The sequence below is a fragment of the Streptomyces pyxinicus genome (genome assembly GCF_024753135.1).
In the GTDB taxonomy this organism is placed as follows: domain Bacteria; phylum Actinomycetota; class Actinomycetes; order Streptomycetales; family Streptomycetaceae; genus Streptomyces; species Streptomyces pyxinicus.
In genome coordinates, this window is sequence record NZ_JANUGP010000003.1 from 318,318 (window position 1) to 336,410 (window position 18,093).

General features: G+C 73.7%; 20 protein-coding genes. 6 read left to right on the top strand and 14 right to left on the bottom strand.

The genetic code is table 11. The features are described 5' to 3' along the window. Window positions 1-9 precede the first annotated feature (9 nt). Window positions 10-906, top strand: coding sequence for an endolytic transglycosylase MltG (gene mltG, locus NX794_RS06630; protein WP_258777259.1), 897 nt, complete (start codon window positions 10-12; stop codon window positions 904-906). Between the two features lie 46 nt (window positions 907-952). On the opposite strand, the gene NX794_RS06635 is transcribed toward mltG, so the two are convergent. The 6 genes from NX794_RS06635 to NX794_RS36040 all read right to left on the bottom strand — a co-directional run bounded on the left by NX794_RS06635 (window position 953) and on the right by NX794_RS36040 (window position 6,165). Then, window positions 953-2,032: an NAD(P)-binding domain-containing protein gene (locus NX794_RS06635; protein ID WP_258777260.1), complete on the bottom strand. Its 1,080-nt coding sequence runs from the start codon at window positions 2,030-2,032 to the stop codon at window positions 953-955. Between the two features lie 42 nt (window positions 2,033-2,074). Further along, window positions 2,075-3,220, bottom strand: a complete 1,146-nt coding sequence (locus NX794_RS06640) for an LLM class flavin-dependent oxidoreductase (RefSeq protein ID WP_258777261.1) — start codon at window positions 3,218-3,220, stop codon at window positions 2,075-2,077. A gap of 20 nt (window positions 3,221-3,240) precedes the next feature. After that, on the bottom strand, window positions 3,241-4,254 hold the full coding sequence (locus NX794_RS06645; RefSeq protein ID WP_258777263.1) for an ABC transporter substrate-binding protein: 1,014 nt from the start codon (window positions 4,252-4,254) through the stop codon (window positions 3,241-3,243). 53 nt (window positions 4,255-4,307) lie between these two features. Beyond that, window positions 4,308-5,042, bottom strand: a complete 735-nt coding sequence (locus tag NX794_RS06650; RefSeq protein WP_258777264.1) for an ABC transporter ATP-binding protein — start codon at window positions 5,040-5,042, stop codon at window positions 4,308-4,310. After that, entirely contained in the window at window positions 5,015-5,911 is an 897-nt protein-coding gene (locus tag NX794_RS06655) for an ABC transporter permease (protein ID WP_258777265.1), read from the bottom strand. The genes NX794_RS06650 and NX794_RS06655 overlap by 28 nt, the downstream gene beginning before the upstream one ends. A gap of 170 nt (window positions 5,912-6,081) precedes the next feature. Continuing rightward, window positions 6,082-6,165, bottom strand: a complete 84-nt coding sequence (locus NX794_RS36040; RefSeq protein WP_313884353.1) for a putative leader peptide — start codon at window positions 6,163-6,165, stop codon at window positions 6,082-6,084. A 121-nt stretch (window positions 6,166-6,286) separates the two neighbouring features. Here NX794_RS36040 and NX794_RS06660 point away from each other — a divergent pair, with 121 nt between their 5' ends. Beyond that, a complete protein-coding gene (locus NX794_RS06660) occupies window positions 6,287-6,709 on the top strand; it encodes a secondary thiamine-phosphate synthase enzyme YjbQ (RefSeq protein ID WP_258777266.1) in 423 nt (140 codons plus the stop codon). 125 nt (window positions 6,710-6,834) lie between these two features. Here NX794_RS06660 and NX794_RS06665 read toward each other — a convergent pair whose 3' ends face one another. Both NX794_RS06665 and NX794_RS06670 read right to left on the bottom strand, forming a co-directional pair. Then, the gene (locus NX794_RS06665) at window positions 6,835-7,170 is read right to left on the bottom strand and encodes a beta/gamma crystallin domain-containing protein (protein WP_258777267.1); all 336 of its coding nucleotides are present in this window, start codon (window positions 7,168-7,170) and stop codon (window positions 6,835-6,837) included. Between the two features lie 166 nt (window positions 7,171-7,336). After that, entirely contained in the window at window positions 7,337-7,726 is a 390-nt protein-coding gene (locus NX794_RS06670; protein WP_258777268.1) for a DUF5997 family protein, read from the bottom strand. Between the two features lie 58 nt (window positions 7,727-7,784). Between NX794_RS06670 and NX794_RS06675 the strand changes: the two genes are divergently transcribed. Continuing rightward, a complete protein-coding gene (locus tag NX794_RS06675; RefSeq protein ID WP_258777269.1) occupies window positions 7,785-8,600 on the top strand; it encodes a LysR family substrate-binding domain-containing protein in 816 nt (271 codons plus the stop codon). A 21-nt stretch (window positions 8,601-8,621) separates the two neighbouring features. Here NX794_RS06675 and NX794_RS06680 read toward each other — a convergent pair whose 3' ends face one another. From NX794_RS06680 to NX794_RS06690, 3 genes are read right to left on the bottom strand one after another with little or no spacing between them, the layout of a single operon-like run. Beyond that, complete coding sequence (locus NX794_RS06680) at window positions 8,622-10,142, bottom strand: MFS transporter (RefSeq protein ID WP_258777270.1); 1,521 nt, start codon at window positions 10,140-10,142, stop codon at window positions 8,622-8,624. Window positions 10,143-10,195: 53 nt separating this feature from the next. Further along, entirely contained in the window at window positions 10,196-10,915 is a 720-nt protein-coding gene (locus NX794_RS06685; protein ID WP_258777271.1) for an HAD family hydrolase, read from the bottom strand. Between the two features lie 36 nt (window positions 10,916-10,951). After that, on the bottom strand, window positions 10,952-11,428 hold the full coding sequence (locus NX794_RS06690; protein ID WP_258777272.1) for an Lrp/AsnC family transcriptional regulator: 477 nt from the start codon (window positions 11,426-11,428) through the stop codon (window positions 10,952-10,954). Between the two features lie 231 nt (window positions 11,429-11,659). On the opposite strand from NX794_RS06690, the gene NX794_RS06695 reads away from it, so the two are divergent. Both NX794_RS06695 and NX794_RS06700 read left to right on the top strand, forming a co-directional pair. After that, window positions 11,660-13,153 (top strand): FUSC family protein, encoded by a 1,494-nt coding sequence (locus tag NX794_RS06695; RefSeq protein ID WP_258777274.1) that lies wholly within the window; start codon window positions 11,660-11,662, stop codon window positions 13,151-13,153. 173 nt (window positions 13,154-13,326) lie between these two features. Then, window positions 13,327-14,364, top strand: coding sequence for a lactonase family protein (locus NX794_RS06700; protein WP_258777275.1), 1,038 nt, complete (start codon window positions 13,327-13,329; stop codon window positions 14,362-14,364). A gap of 123 nt (window positions 14,365-14,487) precedes the next feature. Here the strand turns inward: NX794_RS06700 and NX794_RS06705 are convergent, their stop codons facing one another. The 3 genes from NX794_RS06705 to NX794_RS06715 all read right to left on the bottom strand — a co-directional run bounded on the left by NX794_RS06705 (window position 14,488) and on the right by NX794_RS06715 (window position 17,234). Next, window positions 14,488-15,414, bottom strand: coding sequence for a sirohydrochlorin chelatase (locus NX794_RS06705; RefSeq protein ID WP_258777276.1), 927 nt, complete (start codon window positions 15,412-15,414; stop codon window positions 14,488-14,490). 168 nt (window positions 15,415-15,582) lie between these two features. Further along, a complete protein-coding gene (locus NX794_RS06710) occupies window positions 15,583-16,560 on the bottom strand; it encodes an N-acetylglucosamine kinase (RefSeq protein ID WP_258777278.1) in 978 nt (325 codons plus the stop codon). Beyond that, window positions 16,557-17,234 carry a uracil-DNA glycosylase gene (locus tag NX794_RS06715; protein WP_258777279.1) on the bottom strand — a complete coding sequence of 226 codons (678 nt, stop codon included), beginning with the start codon at window positions 17,232-17,234 and terminating at the stop codon, window positions 16,557-16,559. The genes NX794_RS06710 and NX794_RS06715 overlap by 4 nt, the downstream gene beginning before the upstream one ends. Before the next feature lie 256 nt (window positions 17,235-17,490). Between NX794_RS06715 and NX794_RS06720 the strand changes: the two genes are divergently transcribed. Further along, complete coding sequence (locus NX794_RS06720; protein WP_258777280.1) at window positions 17,491-18,072, top strand: Rv1733c family protein; 582 nt, start codon at window positions 17,491-17,493, stop codon at window positions 18,070-18,072. The last annotated feature ends 21 nt before the right edge of the window (window positions 18,073-18,093 follow it).

Genomic DNA, 18,093 nt, shown 5'->3' on the forward strand with positions numbered 1-18,093 from the left:
CGTGCCCGCATGCAGACGAAAACTCCGCTGCGGAGCACGTTCCGACTGACCCGCCGAGGCCGACTCGCCCTGGTCGCGGCAGGCGCCGTCGTGGCCGGCACCGCCGTGGCGGTGCCGCTGCTGGTGGTGGGCGGCGACGAGCCCGGCCGCCCGGAGCCGAAGCCCGTCACCCTGGTCATCCCGGAGGGCCGGCGCGCCGGCCAGGTGTACGACGCGATCGACAAGGTGCTGAAGCTGCCCTCCGGCAGCACCCGCAAGTCCGTCGGCAAGGCCGGTCTCAAGCTCCCCGGTGAGGCCGAGGGCAACCCCGAGGGCTATCTGTTCCCGGCGACCTACCCGGTGCGGCAGGGGGCGACGCCCGAGTCCCTGCTGCGGGACATGGTCACCACCGCCGAGCGGAAGTTCGACGCGGCGCCGGTCGCGGCCGGGGCGCAGCGCAACGCCATGAACCTCTACCAGGCCATCACCATCGCCAGCATCGTGCAGGCCGAGGCCGGGACGAAGGCGGACATGGGCAAGGTCGCCCGGGTCGTCCTCAACCGGCTGGAGCGCGGCATGCCGCTCCAGATGGACTCGACCCTCAACTACGGGCTGAACCGCACCACCCTGAGCACCACCGAGGACGACACCCGGATCGAGAGCCCCTACAACTCCTACCAGCGCATGGGTCTGCCGCCGACTCCGATCGACAACCCCGGCGAGGACGCGATGCGAGCGGCGCTCAACGCGACACCGGGTGACTGGCTGTACTTCGTCACCGTCAAGCCCGGGGACACTCGCTTCACCGCGGACTACACCACGCACATGCGCAATGTGGCGGAATTCAACGCCCGCCACCAGAGCGCCGCGGCAGGAACCCCGGGCCCTCGGCAGTCACCGGCGTCCTCGGCACCGGCCACCCGCTGAACCGACGGGATGTCCGGGCCGGCGGGACGTCCGAGCTGACGGGACGTCACGCGGCCGCCGTGTCCTGGCCGGCCAGCAGCCGTCCGATGTCCCGGACGGCCGCGCGGCCCGCCCGGTTCGCGCCGATGGTGCTCGCCGAGGGACCGTACCCCACGAGGTGCACCCGCGGGTCGGCCACCGCGCGGGTACCGTCCAGCCGGATGCCGCCGCCGGGCTCACGCAGCCGGAGCGGGGCCAGGTGGTCGAGCGCGGCCCGGAAACCGGTCGCCCACAGGATCACGTCGGCCGCCACCCGCCGGCCGTCGTCCCAGGCCACGCCGTCCGGAGTGATCCGGTCGAACATCGGCTTCCGGTCCAGCACCCCGTCCGCGAGACCCCGCCGGATCGCGTCGTTGAGCGGCAGCCCGGTGACCGACACCACGCTGCGCGGCGGCAGCCCCTGGCGCACCCGTTCCGCCACCAGCGCGACCGCTGCCCGGCCCGCCTCCTGGTCGAAGGGCCCCTCGCGGAACACCGGGGGCCGCCGGGTCACCCAGGTGGTGGCGGCGGCGTACGGGGCCAGCTCCAGCAGGTGCTGGGTGCCCGAGGCGCCACCGCCCACGACCACCACCCGCAGCCCCGCGAACTCCTCGGGCCCGGTGTACCGCGCGGTGTGCGACTGCCGGCCCCGGAAGGCCTCCTGGCCCGGATAGCGCGGCACGAAGGGCCGGTCCCAGGTTCCGGTCGCGTTGATCAGCGCGCGTGTCGACCAAGCGCCCCGCGAGGTCTCCACCAGCAGTCGCCCGCCCTCGCCCGCCCGGACCGCGCGCACGTCCACCGGCCGCCGCACCCGCAGGCCGAAGGCGCGCTCGTACCGGTCGAAGTACTCGCCGATGACCTCCGCCGACGGCCGCGCGGGATCGGCGCCCGTCAGCTCCATGCCGGGCAGCGCGTGCATCCCGTGCACCTTGCCGTACGTCAGCGAGGGCCAGCGGAACTGCCAGGCGCCGCCCGGCGCGGGGGAGTGGTCCAGCACCACGAAGTCACGCTCCGGCTCCAACCCGGTGCGCCGCAGGTGATAGGCGCCAGCCAGACCGGCCTGACCAGCGCCTATGACGACTACCTGAACCTCGTGGAGTGCGTTCACGCTTCCCCCAACAGGGAGCCGCGCGCGGATCTTCCCGGCCGTTCAGCGCCCGCCGGCCACCAGCAGCGGCGCCCCGTCCCCGGCGGCCGTGCCCGCCGACAGGCCCCGTGCGGCGAGTTCCGGGATCACCCCCTCACCGAACCAGTACGCCTCCTCCAGATGCGGATAGCCGGAGAGGACGAAGTGCTCGATGCCGAGCGCGTGGTACTCCTCGATCAGGTCGGCGACCTCGGCGTGGCTGCCGACCAGCGCCGTACCCGCGCCACCCCGGACCAGCCCGATCCCCGCCCACAGGTTCGGGTGGATCTCCAGCCGGTCCCGTGAGCCGCCGTGCAGCTCCAGCATCCGGCGCTGGCCCACCGACTCGCTGCGCCCGAGCGCGGCCTGGGCCGCGGCGACGGTATCGGCGTCGAGGTCGTCGAGCAGCCGGTTCGCCGTGGCCCACGCCTCCGCCGAGGAGTCCCGGGAGATGGTGTGCAGCCGGATGCCGAAGCGCACGGTACGGCCTTCCCGTTCGGCCAGCGAACGGATCCAGTCCGTCTTCTCCTTCACCTGCGCCGGCGGCTCGCCCCACGTCAGATACACGTCGGCGTGCCGGGCCGCCACCGGTCCGGCCGCGGCGGAGGAGCCGCCGAAGAACACCTGCGGCACCGGGTCGGGCGCCAGCGCGGTCAGCCCGCCCTCCACCTGGTAGTGGGCGCCGTGGAAGTCGAACGGCTGCCCCCGCCACACCCCGCGCACCACCGACAGGAACTCGTCCGTGCGCTCGTAGCGCCTGTCGTGGTCCAGATGGTCGCCGAAGCGGCGCTGTTCGACCGAGTCGCCGCCGGTCACCACGTTCAGCAGCAGCCGGCCCCGGGTCACCCGCTGGTAGGTCGACGCCATCTGCGCGGCCAGCGTCGGCGACAGCAGTCCCGGCCGGAACGCCACCAGAAACTTCAGCCGTTCGGTGTGCTGCGCGAGGGCGGCCGTGGTCAGCCAGGCGTCCTCGCACCAGGTGCCGGTCGGCGTCAGCACCGCCTCGAAGCCGAGCTGCTCGGCCGCCTTGGCGATCTGCGTCAGATACTCGATGTCCGGGGCGCGTACCCCGGCGGTCCTGCGGCCGTCGTTCGGGCCGTAGGCGTGCCGGTCCACCAGGGTGCGCCCGTCGCCGCCCGTCGGCAGGAACCAGTGCAGTCGTACGGCCATCGCCAATCTCCTCTCGTCTCTCAGTTCTTGGGAGCGGTCGTGGACGGGGGCAGGTCACCGTTGAACCGGTCGTCCACGAAGTCGGCGAAGCGCACCTTCTTCGGGATGAGCTGCAAATTGGTGAAGGTGTCGGCGAGCTGCTGCTCGGAGGCGATCAGCGGTTTGTCGACGGCGACCGCGACCCGCGTGGAAACGCTTCGCCGCACCGCGCCCAGCGCCGTTTCATAGGGCAGCCCGGTGTCCTTCGCCCATTCCCTGGCCCACTCCTCCTGATGGCCGTGGACCCAGTCCTGCGCCCGGCGCAACCGTGTCAGGTAGTCCTTGACGGCGGCGGCCTTCTTCGGGTCCGCCAGCGCGGAGGGCGCGGCCACCTGGAAGGTGAGCCCGTTGGTGATGCCTTCGCCGGTGGTGAGCACGCGCCCCTGCTTGGCCTGGAGCACCTGGGAGGTGTACGGGTCCCAGACCGCCCAGGCGTCGACCTTGCCGGAGGTGAAGGCGGCGAGCGCGTCGGCGGGCTGGAGGTACTTGACCTTGACGTCGTCCAGGCTCAGCCCGGCGGCCTGGAGCGAGGCGACCAGCTGGAAGTGTGCCGACGAACCCTGCGCGACCGCGACGGACCTGCCCTTGAGCTGGTTCGGCGCGGTCAGCTTGGAGCTGTTCGGTACGAGGATGGCGTCGCTCTTGGAGGTGCCGTGCCAGGCGGCCACGACGCTGATCTTCGAATCCGAGCCCGCCGCGACGACCGGCGGGGTGTTGCCGACTCCGCCGATGTCGACGGCCTTGGCGTTGACGGCCTCCAGCAGTGGCGGACCGGAGGTGAAGGTCGACCACTTGATCTTGTAGTCGAGGTTCTTCAGCTCACCGGCGGCGCGCAGGATGGCCTCCGAACCGCCCTTCTGGTCACCGACGTTGAGCGTGACCGAGCCCTTTCCGTCGACGTCGCCGCCGGTGTCGGCGGACGAGTCGCCGCCGCAGGCGGTGAGCAGCAGGGCGAGGGGCAGGAGCAGCGCGGCGGGCAGGAGGCGTTGTCGCATGACGGTTCCGTTCATGTGCGCGGAAAAGAGAGGGGGAGAATCAGGAGAGGGGGTCAGGCGGTGTCGACGCCGAGTCGTCGCAGCAGGCCGGCGCGGAGTTCGGCGAACCGGGGATCGGTGATGTCACGCGGCCGGTCCAGGCCGACGTGCTGCTCGTGGGCGATCCGGCCGTCGTCCATGACCAGGACCCGGTCGGCGAGCAGGACGGCCTCCTCGACGTCGTGCGTGACAAGCAGCACGGCGCAGCCGCGGCGCTGCCACACCTCCGCGACCAGGTGCTGGGCCTTGATCCGGGTGAGCGCGTCGAGCGCGCCGAACGGCTCGTCCAGCAGCAGCAGGTCGGGCTCGCGCACCAGCGCCCGGGCGAGGGAGGCGCGCTGGGCTTCGCCGCCGGAGAGGGTCTTGGGCCAGGCGCCGGCCCGATGACCGAGGCCCACCTCGTCCAGCGTCCGTTCGGCACGGGCCCGTTCGGGCTTGCCGGGCAGGCCCAGCAGCACGTTGCGCCACACCTTCTTCCACGGCATCAGCCGGGGTGCCTGGAAGGCCACGGCCCTGCGGCGCGGGACCAGCGCGGTGCCCTTGATGTCGCGGTCCAGGCCCGCGAGGATCCGCAGCAGTGTCGACTTGCCGCAGCCGCTGCGGCCGAGCAGGGCGACGAACTCGCCCGGTGCGATGTCGAGCCGGAGGTCGTCGATGACCGCGCGGCCGTCGAAGGTGCGGGACAGCCCCTCCACGCGCACCGCCTGGGTCACCGTGGGCGTCACCGGCCGGTGAACGTCGGTCGCCATTGCAGCAGCAGCCTTTCGAGGGAGCGGACGATGAAGTCGGCGAGCAGACCGAGGAAGGCGTAGACGATCAGGCAGACCACGATCACGTCGGTCCGCAGGAACTCCCGCGCCTGCACCCTCAGGAACCCGATGCCGGAGTCGGCATTGACCTGCTCGGCGAAGACCAGCGCGAGCCAGGCGACGCCGAGCGAGTAGCGCAGCCCGGTCAGCGCGCCGGGCAGGGCGCCCGGCAGCACCACGTGCCGCACCAGCCCCCACCGGGACAGCCCCAGCGATTCGCCCGCCTCGATGAGCTGGGTGTCCACGCCGCGGATGCCGGCGTACACGTTGAGGTAGAGCGGGAACGTCACACCGAGGGTGATGATGGCGGTCTTCGGGGCCTCGCCGATGCCGAACCAGATGATGAACAGCGGGATGAGACCGACGAACGGCACCGTGCGCAGCATCTGCACCGGCGCGTCCACCAGGTCCTCGCCGATCCGGAACAGCCCCGAGACCAGCGCGAGTCCGGTCCCGATGACGGTGCCGAACAGCAGGCCGAAAGCGACGCGCCGCAGTGAGGTGCCCATCGCCGACGGCAGCGAGCCGTCGCTGATCAGATCCCGGCCGACCTGCGCGATCCGCTCCGGGGAAGCGAGCACATCGGCCGTCAGTACCCCCGTGGCGCTGAGGAGTTGCCACAGGACGAGCAGCAGCAGCGGACCGGAGGTACGGCGCAGCCAGCGCGGTACGCGGGCACGCCGGGAGGAGACGGGGACGACGGGCTGGAGGTCGGGGCCGGAAACGCCCTCGGCATTCGGGGCAAAAGACTTAGATATACCGGATATGTCCGGTGAGGGCGACCCGGGCGGGGCATGGCTGATGCTCATGGACGCTCCACGAGGAGAGAGCGGACGGGAGAACGGAGGCGCGTCAGCAGTCGCCGCCGCTACGGCACGACCGGATCAGGCCATCCAGGCCGGGAGCGGCGTACGGGTACGACGGGGCGGCCCGCCGAAACGTCGGCGAGGCGAAGACGGAGAAGGAGGAGAGAAGGGCGTCAGCGGCCGCGGCGACACGCGGCGGAGGCCACCCGCAGCAGGTCGATGTGACCGCGCGTGGTGAGCAGGGCTGAACGCAACATGCGGGTGAACGTAGCCAGATGAGCACCGCAGGGTCAACGATGTCTCGCTCTGTGGACCCCGGTATCGCGAGCTGGTCACGTCCGGGGGTGTGAAACCTGGCGTATGGGTCAGGATGGGGTCATGTCAGATGCCTTCACCACCCGAACGCTGAGCGTCTCCACCGGCTCCCGGGAACGCGTCGTCGACCTCACCCGGGACTGCGAGGAGTTCCTGCGGGAGGCGGCGGCCGGCCGCGACGGCCTCCTCAACGTCTTCGTCCCGCACGCGACCGCGGGTATCGCCGTCATCGAGACGGGCGCCGGCAGCGACGACGATCTCCTCGCCGCCCTGCACACCCTGCTCCCCGCCGACGACCGCTGGCAGCACCGCCACGGCAGCCCCGGCCACGGCCGCGACCATGTCCTGCCGGCCCTCGTACCTCCGCACGCCACCCTCCCGGTGATCGACGGCCGTCTGGAACTGGGCACCTGGCAGTCCGTGTGTCTCGTGGACACCAACAAGGACAACGAGAGCCGCCGGGTGCGGCTGAGCTTTCTCGCCTGAGCGAGATCGCACGAGTGGGGTCGATCGACATGGAAGGGGCCCCACCGGCCTTGCCGGTGGGGCCCCTTCTCGCGAGAAGACGAGTGGGAACGGGCCTACCGCCACGGGCCGTGGCGGCGGGAGCCCTAGTAGATCTTGATGTAGGTCAGTTCCTGGTCGAGGCCCTCGACGTCCACGATCGAGTGGTTCCTCTCGATGGTGTAGTTGCGGCCGCCGAGCGTGACCAGGACCCGGTTGTTCCCCGCCTCCACCTTGTTCACGTTGTAGATGTGGACGTTCTGGGAGCCCGCGTTGGCGAAGCAGAGCGTTCCCGAACCGCCGTAGTTCGTGACCTTGAGGAGGTCCTTCCGGCCGCCGCAGTCCGTGCGGTTGAGCGCGGAAGCCGTGCTCACCGGGATGAGCACGGACAGGGCGGCCGTGGCGGCGACGGTGAGTCCGATCCGCTTGATCGCGCGATTCATCGAGTCTCCTTCAAGGTTGCGCATGTGCAGAAGTGCAGCTTGCGAACGTGCAGTTGAGGAGATGTGAAAACGTCGCTGCTCGTTCCCGCCGGTTCCGGGTTCCTCGAAGCGGTGGGTCGGGGGCCGGGATCAGGCCGAGCCGTCGGCCGGGAAGCGGGACGCGAGGTCAGTCCTGCTCGGCCTGCTCGGCGTTCTTGCGCTTGATGCGCGCGGCCTCCTTGCGGACCTCCGCCTGCGTGGCCCGCTCCTTCTCCAGCCACTCGGGCCGCTCCTGCTTGAGCGCCTCGATCTGGTCGGTGGTCAGCGCCTCGGTGACACCGCCGCGCGCGAGACCGGCGATGGACACGCCCAGCTTCGCCGCGACCACGGGACGCGGGTGGGGGCCGTTCTGCCGCAGCTCGCGCAGCCATTCCGGCGGATTCGTCTGCAACTCGTTCAGCTCGGCGCGCGAGACCACGCCCTCCTGGAAGGAGGCGGGAGTGGCGGGGAGGTACACACCCAGCTTCTTCGCCGCGGTCGCGGGCTTCATCGTCTGGGTGCTCTGCTGCGAACTCATGAGGTCAAGGGTATCGGCCGGGTGCGGGCATCCCGACCACGGCCGGTAACCTGGCCTGGTGACAGGCTCGGAGGAATCACCGTCGTTCCGGCTCGCGTACGTTCCCGGAGTGACGCCCGCCAAGTGGGTGAGGATCTGGAACGAGCGGCTGCCGGACATCCCGCTCGTCCTCGTCCAGGCGTCCGCCGCCGAGGCGCCCGAGCTGCTGCGCGCCGGGGAGGCCGACGCGGGCCTCGTGCGGCTGCCCGTGGACCGGGACGTCCTCAGCGCGATCCCGCTGTACACCGAGACCTCGGTGGTGGTCGTCCCCAAGGACCACCTGATCACCGCGGTGGACGAGGTCACGCTCGCCGACCTCGCCGACGAGGTGCTGTTCCACCCCCGCGACGACGTCTTCGACTGGCCCGCGCCGCCCGGTGAGCCGGCCTTCGAGCGGCCCGCGACGACCGAGGACGCGATCGAGCTGGTGGCGGCGGGCGTCGGCCTGCTCGTCGTCCCGCAGTCGCTGGCCCGCCTCCACCACCGCCGCGATCTGACCTACCGCCCGGTCGTGGACGCCCCTCAGTCGGGCGTCGCGCTGTCCTGGCCGCAGGAGGCCACCACCGACCTGGTGGAGGACTTCATCGGCATCGTCCGGGGCCGCACGGTCAACAGCACCCGCGGCCGTACGCCGGCGCATGCGGACGCCGGGCAGGAGGGGAAGGGGCAGCGCGCGGGGCAGAAGAAGCCCGGACCCGCGAAGTCGGCCGGAGCGAAGTCGGCCGGGGTCAAGTCGGGCGGGGCCAAGTCGGCCGGGCGCACGGCACGCGGCCGTACCGGTGGCGGCGGAGCCAAGCCGGCGAAGCAGCGAGGAAAGCCGCGCCGCAGATCGTGACGGCGGGGCCCGGCACGCCCCTCACACGCCCCGGCCCACCTTCTCCCCGACCCCGTCTCCCTCCCCGTCTCCGTCCGAACCCGGCCGTGCCGCCTCTCCAGGCCTCACCGGCTCGGTGCGCGTCCGGCGCTCCCGCATGTCCGCGACCGCCAGCAGCAGGGCGATCAGGATGATGCCGACCGCGGTGAGCAGTCCGAGCTGGATCGCCGTGGTCGTACGGCCGTGGCTGGCGAGATGCGCGAAGTACACCGCGCCCACCACGGCGATGCCGGCCGCGGAGCCGACCCGCTGGCCGGTCTGGAGCACCCCGCCGGCCGCACCGGCGCGGCGCACGGGCACGAGGGTGAGGGTGAGGGTCGTGTTGGGCGACACGGTGAGCCCGGAGCCGATCCCGCCGACGACCATCGGCAGCGCCGTAGCCCAGCCGACGCCGTCCCCCGGCACCAGCTGCACCGCCGCGACCACCCCGAGCAGCCCCAGCGCCACCCCGCTCAGCCCGATGACGACCAGCCTGCGGCCGTGCCGCACGACCAGCCGTCCGCCGAGGGCCGCGCCGACGGCCGAGGCCGCCGCGAAGGGCAGCACCGTCACGCCCGCGGCCAGCGCGCTGTAGCCGACGGTGTTCTGGAGGTAGAGCGTGATGACGAAGAAGACGGTCGTGAACCCGGCGAAGTAGGACAGGCTGATCAGCGCGCCCAGCGTGAACGAGCGCAGCGAGAACAATCCCAGGTCGACCAGCGGGGCCCGGCCGAGCCGGCCCTGCCGCTTCTCCCACGCCCAGAAGGCGCCCAGCAGCACCGCGGCCACCGGGAACAGCGCCCACTTCTCCCGCCCCTGCCACTGCTGCTCCTGCACCAGGGGCAGCATCAGCGCGAGCACACCGGAGCCGAGCAGCAGCACCCCGAACAGGTCGAACGTCTCCCGCTTGCCGGCCGCCACGGGGTAGCGCGGCAGCAGCCGCAGGCCCGCGACGAAGGCGGCGATGCCGATCGGCAGGTTCACGAAGAACACCCAGCGCCAGCCGTCATCGGTGCCGACCGCGTTGATCAGCAGACCGCCCGCCAGTGGACCCACGGCCGTCGACACCCCGATGACGCTGCCGAGCAGGCCGAAGGCCTTGGCCCGTTCGGCGCCCTGGAACATCTGCTGGATCAGCCCGGAGGTCTGCGGCGCGACCATGCCGGCGGCGGTGCCCTGGATCAGCCGGAACAGCACCAGCCAGGTCGCGCCGGGGGCGAGTCCGCACGCCGCCGAGGCCACCGTGAACAGCGCGAGCCCGAACAGGAAGGCCTGCCGCCGGCCGCGCATGTCGCCCAGCCGGCCCGCCGGCACCAGCGCGAGCCCGAAGGTGAGGGCGTACCCGGAGACCACCCAGGACTGGGCGGCCTCGGAAGCCCCGAGGCCGTGCTCCATGGAGGGCAGGGCCACGTTCACGATCGAGGTGTCGAGCAGCGAGATGAAACCCGCCGTCAGACAGACCCCGAGCGCCTTCCACCGCCGGTCGTCGGGGGCGGGCGCGGGCGGGGCCTGTGGTGTGGTCATGCGATCACGCTAAGCAGCCCCGGCCCGGCGCGCACGCAGAACCACCGCCGGCATCACCCCGGCCGCCGCTCCCGGTGCCGGCGCGCGCCGGCCGTCTCCCGCAGCCACGCGTACGCCGACCGGGCCGTGAAATCCTCCTGGCCGCCGGGCAGCAGCAGGCTCGCGTCGGCGAAGCCGGGGTCGTGCGCCTGAGCGGCCACGTAGGGGAGCGCGAGGCAGCGCATCCCGGCCGCGTGGGCGGCTGCCGCGCCGAGTGCGGCGTCCTCCAGGACGACACAGTCGGCGGGGTCAGCGCCCAGACGCCGGGCCGCCTCCAGGAAGACGTCGGGGGCGGGCTTGCCGTGCGGGACCTCGTCGGCCGAGACCGCCGTACGCAGGTGCGCGCCCAGGCCGGTGCCGGCCAGGATCGCGGCGATGGCCTCGGGGGAGGAGCCCGAGGCGACCGCCATGGGCACCGCTTCCGCGGCCAGCAATTCGACGAACGCGCGCATCTGCGGATAGACCCGGGTACGGATGCGGGCGAGGGCCAGATAGCGCCGCTCCAGTGCGGCCAGCAGTTCCTCGGGCGGGGCGCTCAGGGCGTAGCGCTCCCGCCACAGCACCACCGTCTCCCGGGTGCTGATACCGACGTAGCCCTCATGGTCCGTCCAGGTGAAATCCGGGACGCCGTGCTCGGCCAGGGTCCGCCGGCTCGCCTCGAAATAGTTCGGTTCGCTGTCCACCAGCGTGCCGTCCAGATCGAAGATGACCGAAAGGGCACCGAGATCGCTCATGCGGGACAGAATGCCAAGGGGCGGGCGAGCCGGGCGTCAGGCGCGGGCCGCCCGGCCGACGGACTCCACCAGCGGCAGCAGCCGGTACGGGACGCGCTCGCGCAGCGCCACCTCGGTGCGGGTGCGCACCACGCCCGGGAGGCTGATCAGCTTCTGGATGACGTCTTCGAGATGGGCGTTGTCCCGGCCCACCACGCGGGCCAGCAGGTCGCCGCCGCCGGTGATCGAGAAGGCCTCCACGATCTCCGGTACGGCGGCCAGGGCGTCGCCCACGTCGTCCAGATGCCCCTGGGTGACCTCGATGTGCACGAACGCCAGCACCGGATGGCCCAGGGCGCCGGGGGAGAGCGTCGGGCCGGTGCCGGTGATCACGCCGTCCCGCTCCAGGCGGTCGAGCCGGGCCTGGAGCGTGCCGCGGGCGATGCCGAGGACGCGCGCGTACTCGCGCACGCTGGTGCGCGGCTGCTCCAGGAGCAGCCGGAGGATACGGGTGTCGAGCTCGTCCACGGCCATGATCCCCGACTGTACCAATGGCCCAGCCACCCGCCCCGCGAGGAACCCACCCGACCTGGACCGTTGGCATTCCGCCCGGCTCAGACCGCAGGCGGATGCTGCGCCAATGGCCCAGTGATCCGGGAAACACTTGAGCCAGTGAGCCCTGTGGTGCTCTCATGGGCGTGTCGATGGCGCTGCGGACCTCCGCGGCGCCTTTTCCATGCCGGTGGTTCCCAGGGGAGGACAGCAGTGCTGAAGAGGATGTTCGTGGCCCCGGACCCGGGGCGGGCGCGCCTGCGCTTCGCCGCCCGGGCCGTCCTCGGCATCGGCCTGGCCGTCGTGGTCTGTCTGGCGGTCGGACACTCGCTGGTGGGAGCCGTCACCGGCGGCCTCGCCGCGCTACTCGCGCTGTTCACCGTCGCCGACCCGACCGTGCGCGGGCAGGCGGTCACCACGGCGCTGCTGCCCGCGGTCGGCCTGCCGGTGCTCGCCGCCGCGGCCGGGCTGCACGCCGTGCCCGTCGCCCGCGACCTGGTCTTCCTGGCCGTCGTCGGCGCCGGGGTCTACGCCCGCCGCTGGGGCCCGCGCGGCCACAGCCTCGGCGTGTTCGCCTTCATGACCTTCTTCGTCGCCCAGTTCCTGCACGCCACCCCGGACCGGCTGCCCGAGCTCTCCGCGTCCGTCCTGCTCTCCCTGCTCAGCGCCGCCCTGGTCCGCTTCGGTGGCTGGTGCTACGAACGCCGGCTGCCCCCGGCCCTCGTCCCCGCCCCGCCGCCCGGCGGCACCGGCCTCGCCAGGGTCACCACGCGGCAGGCGCTCCAGGCCACCGCCGGCGCCGGGTTCGCGCTGGTCGTCGGGCAACTGGTGTCCGGCCAGCGCTGGTACTGGGCCGTCGGCGCCACCTGGTGGGTCTTCGTCAACACCGCCTCGCGCGGTGAGACGCTGGTGCGCGGCTTCCGCCGGGTCCTCGGCACGGTGATCGGCATCGGCCTCGGCTTCCTCGTCGCCGTACCGGTGCACGGGGCGCCGGTCCCGACCGCCGTGGCCGTGGCCGTCGCCGTCTTCGGCATCTTCTACACGGCCGCCGTCTCCTACACCTGGATGATGCTCTGGGTGACCGTGCTCGCCGAGATGCTGTACGGCCTGCTCGGCGTCCTCACCCCGGACCTGCTCGCCCTGCGCGTCACGGAGACCGCCGTGGGCGCGCTCGGCGCCGCGCTGGCCGTGCTGCTCCTGCTGCCGGTCACCACGCACGCCACCACCGACGCCTGGATACAGCGCGCCCTGCGCTGCGTCCACGCCTGCACCGCCGAGGCCGCCGCCCGGCTCGGCGGCTCCCCCGGGGCCGACCCGGCGCCGCTCGTCGCCGAGCTGGAGCACCTGCTCGGCCGGGTACGGCTCTCGGTGGCGCCGCTGGTGCACCCGCTGCACCTGATGCCGGCCCGCAAGCGGCGCGCCCACCGGGTGCTGGCGCTGCTGGACGACTGCGCCCGCGAGATCCGGGGCCTGGTCGCGATCGCCGCCGACCCGGAGGCCTCGCACGACGACCGGCTGGCCGCCGCCTGCTGGCGCGTGGAGACCGCGGTCGAGGCACTGACGGCGGGCGGCCCGCACACTCCGGCCGAGGCCGCCGAGACACCGGTCGAACCTGCCCTGGCCCACCTGCACGGGCTGGAGCGCGCCCTCGCCGACCTGGCGGAGCCGCTGCGGACGCCCGCGGGCTCACGGCTGGTGGACGCCTGAGGACCTCCTGCGGGCCGGTCCGAGGGGTCTCCCAGGGTCCGAGGGGTCTTCCGGGGCCTGTGAGGCCTGCCCAGCGTCCGTAAAGACCCGCCCGCTGTCCCGCCCTTGGTCTAGACCGCGCACGGGCGGCTGCTACCGTCGGCCGCGAGCGGTTCTACCGAGAGGGGACAGCGGTGGCACAGCACGGCGGCGCGGACGGGCGCCGGGCGTACATCGGATCGTTCACCGCGGCGGGCGGTCCCGGGCTGGTGACCGCGCGGGTCGCGCCGGACGGCGGCGCCCTCACCCTGGTCGCCGCCGTGAAGGACGTACCCGATCCGTCCTACCTGGCCCTGGCGCCGGGCGGCGGCACGCTCTACGCGGTCAGCGAGACCGCCGAGGGAGCCGTCGCCGCGTACCGGCTGCGCGGCGAGCGGCCGGAACTCGCCGGGCCGCCCGTACCGGTGGACGGCAGCGGCCCCACCCACCTCAGCCTGTACGACGGCCACGTGCTGACCGCCAACTACGGTTCCGGCAGCGTCACCGCCGTGCCCGTGCGCCCGGACGGCACCCTCGCCGCCAAGCCCTCCGGCCAGCTCCAGCACACCGGATCGGGCCCGCACGACCGGCGCCAGCGCGGCCCGCACGTCCACCAGGTGCTGCCCGACCCCGGCGGGCGGTGGGCCGTCAGCGTCGACCTCGGCACCGACTCGGTGCGGGTGTGCGCCCTCGACCAGGGCACCCCCGTCGTGTACCGCGAGTTCGCCCTGCGCCCCGGCTCGGGACCGCGCCATCTGGCCTTCCACCCGGACGGCGAGCATGCCTACGTCGTCAACGAACTCACCCCGACGGTGACCGTGTGCCGCTGGGACCCGGCGGAGGGCGCCCTGAAGCCGCTGGCCGAGGTCCCGCTGCTGCCGGGCGCCCCGGCCGGCGACGCCTATCCCTCGGGCATCGTGGTCGCGCCCGACGGCCGCTTCGTGTGGACCGCCACCCGCGGCGAGGACGTCCTGTCGGTCCTCGCCGTCGAGGGGGACGGGCTCCGGCTCGTCGGCACGGTCCCCTGCGGCGGGCACTGGCCGCGCGCCCTCGCCGAACACGCCGGTTTCCTCTACGCCGCCAACGAACGCTCCGGGGACGTGAGCTGGTTCGCCCTGGACGAGCGCACCGGGCTGCCCCGGTACGACGGCTCCGTACCGGTCACGGCCGCCTCCTGCGTCGTCTTCGGCTGAGCCCGAGCCCGAGTCCGGGTCTGGGTCTGGGGCCGAGTCCGAGGGCGGCATGGCCGACAGCGGCGAAGGGCCCGCTCCGGGGACGGAGCGGGCCCTGTGTCGTACCGGTGCGGGAGCGCGCGGTCAGCGGACCGGGGCGCCCTGCGGCTGCTGCGGGGAGATGCCCAGCGCCGTCGTGTACTTGGCGAGCGCCAGCTTGCCGATCGCCGGGTAGGCGCCCAGCGGCTCGGCCGTGGCGCAGCCCGCCTCCTCGGCGGCGGCGGCCGGCAGACCGGCGTCGATCTCCGGGCCGATCAGGTACGGCGCGAGGGCCAGCTGCTGCGAGCCGGAGGAGCGCAACTGCTCGGCGACGGAGGCGATGGAGCCCTCCTGGTCCAGGGCCGCGGCGATCACCGGCACGGCCAGACGCGCGGCGAGCAGCATGCCGGTGATCCCGGCCGCCTGCACGGCCTCGTCACCGCCCACGGAGGCCAGGATGATGCCGTCGGCGGCGGTGGCCACCGTGAAGAGACGGGCGCGGTCGGCACGCGCCAGGCCCGCCTCGGACAGGCGCACGTGCAGCGCCTCGGCGAGCAGCGGGTGCGGGCCGAGGGCGTCGGTCAGCTCGGCGGCGACCCGGCTGTCCATCACGGACTGGCGGATCCGGCGCAGCAGCGCACTGTCCGGACCGGCCAGCAGCGGCACCACCACGGCGACCGGGCCGTCGGGCTCCTTGATCCCCTCGATGCCGACGGCGACGGCCTGCTCATAACGGGCGGCGCGCTGGGCGGCGGTGTGCGCGAGCACGGACGTCAGGGTGGGGAACTCGCTGTCGTCCCCGTCCAGGTACCCGATCCGGGCGTCCAGGCCGGGCAGCTCGGAGCGGGCGATGCTCACGACCTCCTCGGCGAGGCCGCGCGTGGCGGCGCTGGGCGCACCGGGCACCGCGAGGACGAGCGCGGGCGCGCCCTCGGGGGCCACCAGCGGTTCCGGGCGGCGGTGCCGTCCGGGCTGGCGGGGTCGCGGCATTCGTACTGGCAGGCCGGACGCGGGTCCAGTGGGGGAGCTCATGGCGCCGCATGTTACTGGCTTCCGGTGCTCCCCTGTTCGGGGAGGGTGCAGGTGAGCGGTATCCGTCCGGTTTTGTCTGATGAGTTGCGGGTGGTGCGCACCTGCTTCTGGCACGTGCCGGACGCATGGGGCGCCCCCGGGGTCAATCGCCCTTCACGGACGTCCTGGTCACCGGCACGAGGTGACGTGCAGCATCGTCGCTTCACCCGGCAGGGTGAGCCGGTCGGCGGCGAGCGCGGTGGCGATCCGGACCGAGCCGTGCAGCGGGTCGCCCTCGGCCGGCACCCGGCGGGCGCGCGGCAGCAGCCGCCCGAACTCCTCCTCCAGCGGCAGCAGGAGGGGATCGCCGAGGTGGCACAGGCCGCCGGTGAGCGCCACTTCCGGCTCGCCCCCGGCCGGGCACACCGCTGCGGCCGACTCGGCCAGGTGCCGGGCCGCCGTGCGCAGGATGCCCGCGGCCACCGGGTCGTGCGCCGCGCAGCCGGCCACCTCGGGGGCGAAGGAGGCGAGGACGGCGGGCCGGTCCGGGCGCGGGTACAGCTGTCCCGGCAGTCCGGGGAGCGCGCCGAACCGCTCCTCCGCGCGGGCTCGCAGCGCCGCCGAGCCGCCGTCCCGGCCGTCGTACGCGCGCAGCGCCGCCTCCAGCCCGGCCCGGCCGATCCAGGCGCCGCCGCCGCAGTCGCCCAGCAGATGGCCCCAGCCGTCGGCCCGCCGCCAGGTCCGCAGGTCGGTGCCGATCGCGATCAGTCCGGTACCGGCGGCGACCACCGCGCCCGGACGCGGGCCGAGGGCGCCGGCGTAGGCGGTGACGGCGTCCGCGGCGAGCGCCACCCTGCGCACGCCGAGGCCGTCCGCGAGAGCGCCGGGCAGCTCGGCGCGCAGGGCCTCGCCCAGGGTGGCGAAACCGGCGGCGCCGACGACCGCGGTGTCCAGTCGCGCGAGACCCGCCTCGGCCGCCAGCGAGCGGGCCAGCGGCAGGAGTTGTGCCAGCAGGTGGCCGGGGTCGATGCCCCGGGCGCCGGTGCGGACCGGCTCCCGGGTCTCCCGCGGCGCCGAGGGCTCCCGGCCCGGGACGCCGACCACCACCCGGAGGCCGGAGCCACCCGAGTCGACGGCGAGGTACCCGTCGGGGCCGGGCTCGCTCACGGCAGGCGCCAGTCCACCGGCTGTCCGCCCTGCTGCGTCAGCAGGTCGTTGGCCCGGCTGAACGGACGCGAGCCGAAGAACCCGCGGTCGGCCGACATCGGCGAGGGGTGCGCGGACTCCACGGCCGGCAGGCGGCCGAGCAGCGGGCGCAGGTTGCGGGCGTCGCGGCCCCACAGGATGGACACCAGCGGCTTGCCGCGCGCCGCCAGCGCCCGGATCGCCTGCTCGGTGACCTCCTCCCAGCCCTTGCCGCGGTGTGCGGCGGGGCTGCGCGGGGCGGTGGTCAGTGCCCTGTTGAGCAGCAGGACGCCCTGCCTGGTCCACGGGGTGAGGTCCCCGTTGGCGGGCTGGGGCAGGCCCAGGTCGCTGTTCAGCTCGCGGAAGATGTTGATCAGGCTCGGCGGCAGCGGCCGTACCTCCGGGGCGACCGAGAAGGACAGGCCCACCGCGTGCCCGGGCGTCGGGTAGGGGTCCTGACCGACGATCAGGACCCGCACCTCGTCGAAGGGCTGCTGGAAGGCCCGCAGGACGTTGGGGCCGGCCGGGAGGTAGGTGCGTCCCGCGGCGATCTCCGCGCGCAGGAAGTCGCCCATCTCGGCGATCCGTCCGGCGACGGGTTCCAGGGCCTTCGCCCAGCCCGGTTCGACGATCTCATGCAAGGGTCGTGGTGCCACGGGCGTCACCCTACTGCCGTACACCCGTCGGCGATCAAACGATGACCCGAACGGGTCGGTCGCCGGGACCCGGACGGGGGCCGGGCAGGTGGCCGGTTCCCGGTGGCGGGCGGGTGCGTTGCGGGATGCGCCCGCGCACGAGGGGGGTCGCGTGCGACCGTCGGGGTGACGGCTCGTCGTGAGCGACGGAGCGGTCTCTCCCGTATGGGAGGGGGCGGTCCGGCCGGTCGGTGCGCTCGTGAGGAGGATGCCCTTGATGGCGTTCCGTGGTCCGAAGGTGTGGCTCTGGCGCTGGCGGCGCAACCCGCTGAGACGCCGGGCCGACGTGGTGGAGGCCTGGGTGGTGTTCGGCGCCCTGGTGCTGACCGTCGTGGCCGGGGTGGCGGCCGGGCTGGTGGCGGCCCGCTCCGTGGAGCGCGGACTCGCCCGGGAACGCGCCGCGTCCCGCCCGGTCACGGCACACGTCGCCGAGCGCGTCCCGGCACCCGTGCACCGGCACGGCCACGGCTCCTCCGGTGCGCGGGTGTGGGCCGAGATCCGCTGGACGGCGGCCGACGGCAGCGCCCGCACCGGCCGGATCCGGGTCCGGGCCGGCAGCGGGGCCGGTACCCCGGTCACCGTCTGGACCGATGCGCGGGGCCGGCTCGTCGGCCACCCCGTGTCCGCCTCCGAGGCCGCCTTCCGGTCCTCGCTCATCGGCGCCCTGGCCGGCCTGAGCACGGCCGCCGTCCCCTTCGTCGGCGGCCTCGCCCTGCGCGGCCGGCTGGAGCGCCGCCGGATGGCCGACTGGGACACGGCCTGGGCGCGCTTCGGCCGGCGATGGGGTCCGATGGTCTGATCACCGGGTCCGTCCGGGCGG

What these genes read in the sequence shown, in the direction of transcription:
- mltG (WP_258777259.1), top strand. Translation starts at nt 10, where the DNA reads ATGCAGACGAAAACTCCGCTGCGGAGCACGTTCCGACTGACCCGCCGA.
- NX794_RS06640 (WP_258777261.1), bottom strand. Translation starts at nt 3,220, where the DNA reads ATGGCCGTACGACTGCACTGGTTCCTGCCGACGGGCGGCGACGGGCGC.
- NX794_RS06645 (WP_258777263.1), bottom strand. Translation starts at nt 4,254, where the DNA reads ATGCGACAACGCCTCCTGCCCGCCGCGCTGCTCCTGCCCCTCGCCCTG.
- NX794_RS06650 (WP_258777264.1), bottom strand. Translation starts at nt 5,042, where the DNA reads ATGGCGACCGACGTTCACCGGCCGGTGACGCCCACGGTGACCCAGGCG.
- NX794_RS06655 (WP_258777265.1), bottom strand. Translation starts at nt 5,911, where the DNA reads ATGAGCATCAGCCATGCCCCGCCCGGGTCGCCCTCACCGGACATATCC.
- NX794_RS36040 (WP_313884353.1), bottom strand. Translation starts at nt 6,165, where the DNA reads ATGTTGCGTTCAGCCCTGCTCACCACGCGCGGTCACATCGACCTGCTG.
- NX794_RS06660 (WP_258777266.1), top strand. Translation starts at nt 6,287, where the DNA reads ATGTCAGATGCCTTCACCACCCGAACGCTGAGCGTCTCCACCGGCTCC.
- NX794_RS06665 (WP_258777267.1), bottom strand. Translation starts at nt 7,170, where the DNA reads ATGAATCGCGCGATCAAGCGGATCGGACTCACCGTCGCCGCCACGGCC.
- NX794_RS06670 (WP_258777268.1), bottom strand. Translation starts at nt 7,726, where the DNA reads ATGAGTTCGCAGCAGAGCACCCAGACGATGAAGCCCGCGACCGCGGCG.
- NX794_RS06680 (WP_258777270.1), bottom strand. Translation starts at nt 10,142, where the DNA reads ATGACCACACCACAGGCCCCGCCCGCGCCCGCCCCCGACGACCGGCGG.
- NX794_RS06685 (WP_258777271.1), bottom strand. Translation starts at nt 10,915, where the DNA reads ATGAGCGATCTCGGTGCCCTTTCGGTCATCTTCGATCTGGACGGCACG.
- NX794_RS06690 (WP_258777272.1), bottom strand. Translation starts at nt 11,428, where the DNA reads ATGGCCGTGGACGAGCTCGACACCCGTATCCTCCGGCTGCTCCTGGAG.
- NX794_RS06705 (WP_258777276.1), bottom strand. Translation starts at nt 15,414, where the DNA reads ATGAGCTCCCCCACTGGACCCGCGTCCGGCCTGCCAGTACGAATGCCG.
- NX794_RS06720 (WP_258777280.1), top strand. Translation starts at nt 17,491, where the DNA reads ATGGCGTTCCGTGGTCCGAAGGTGTGGCTCTGGCGCTGGCGGCGCAAC.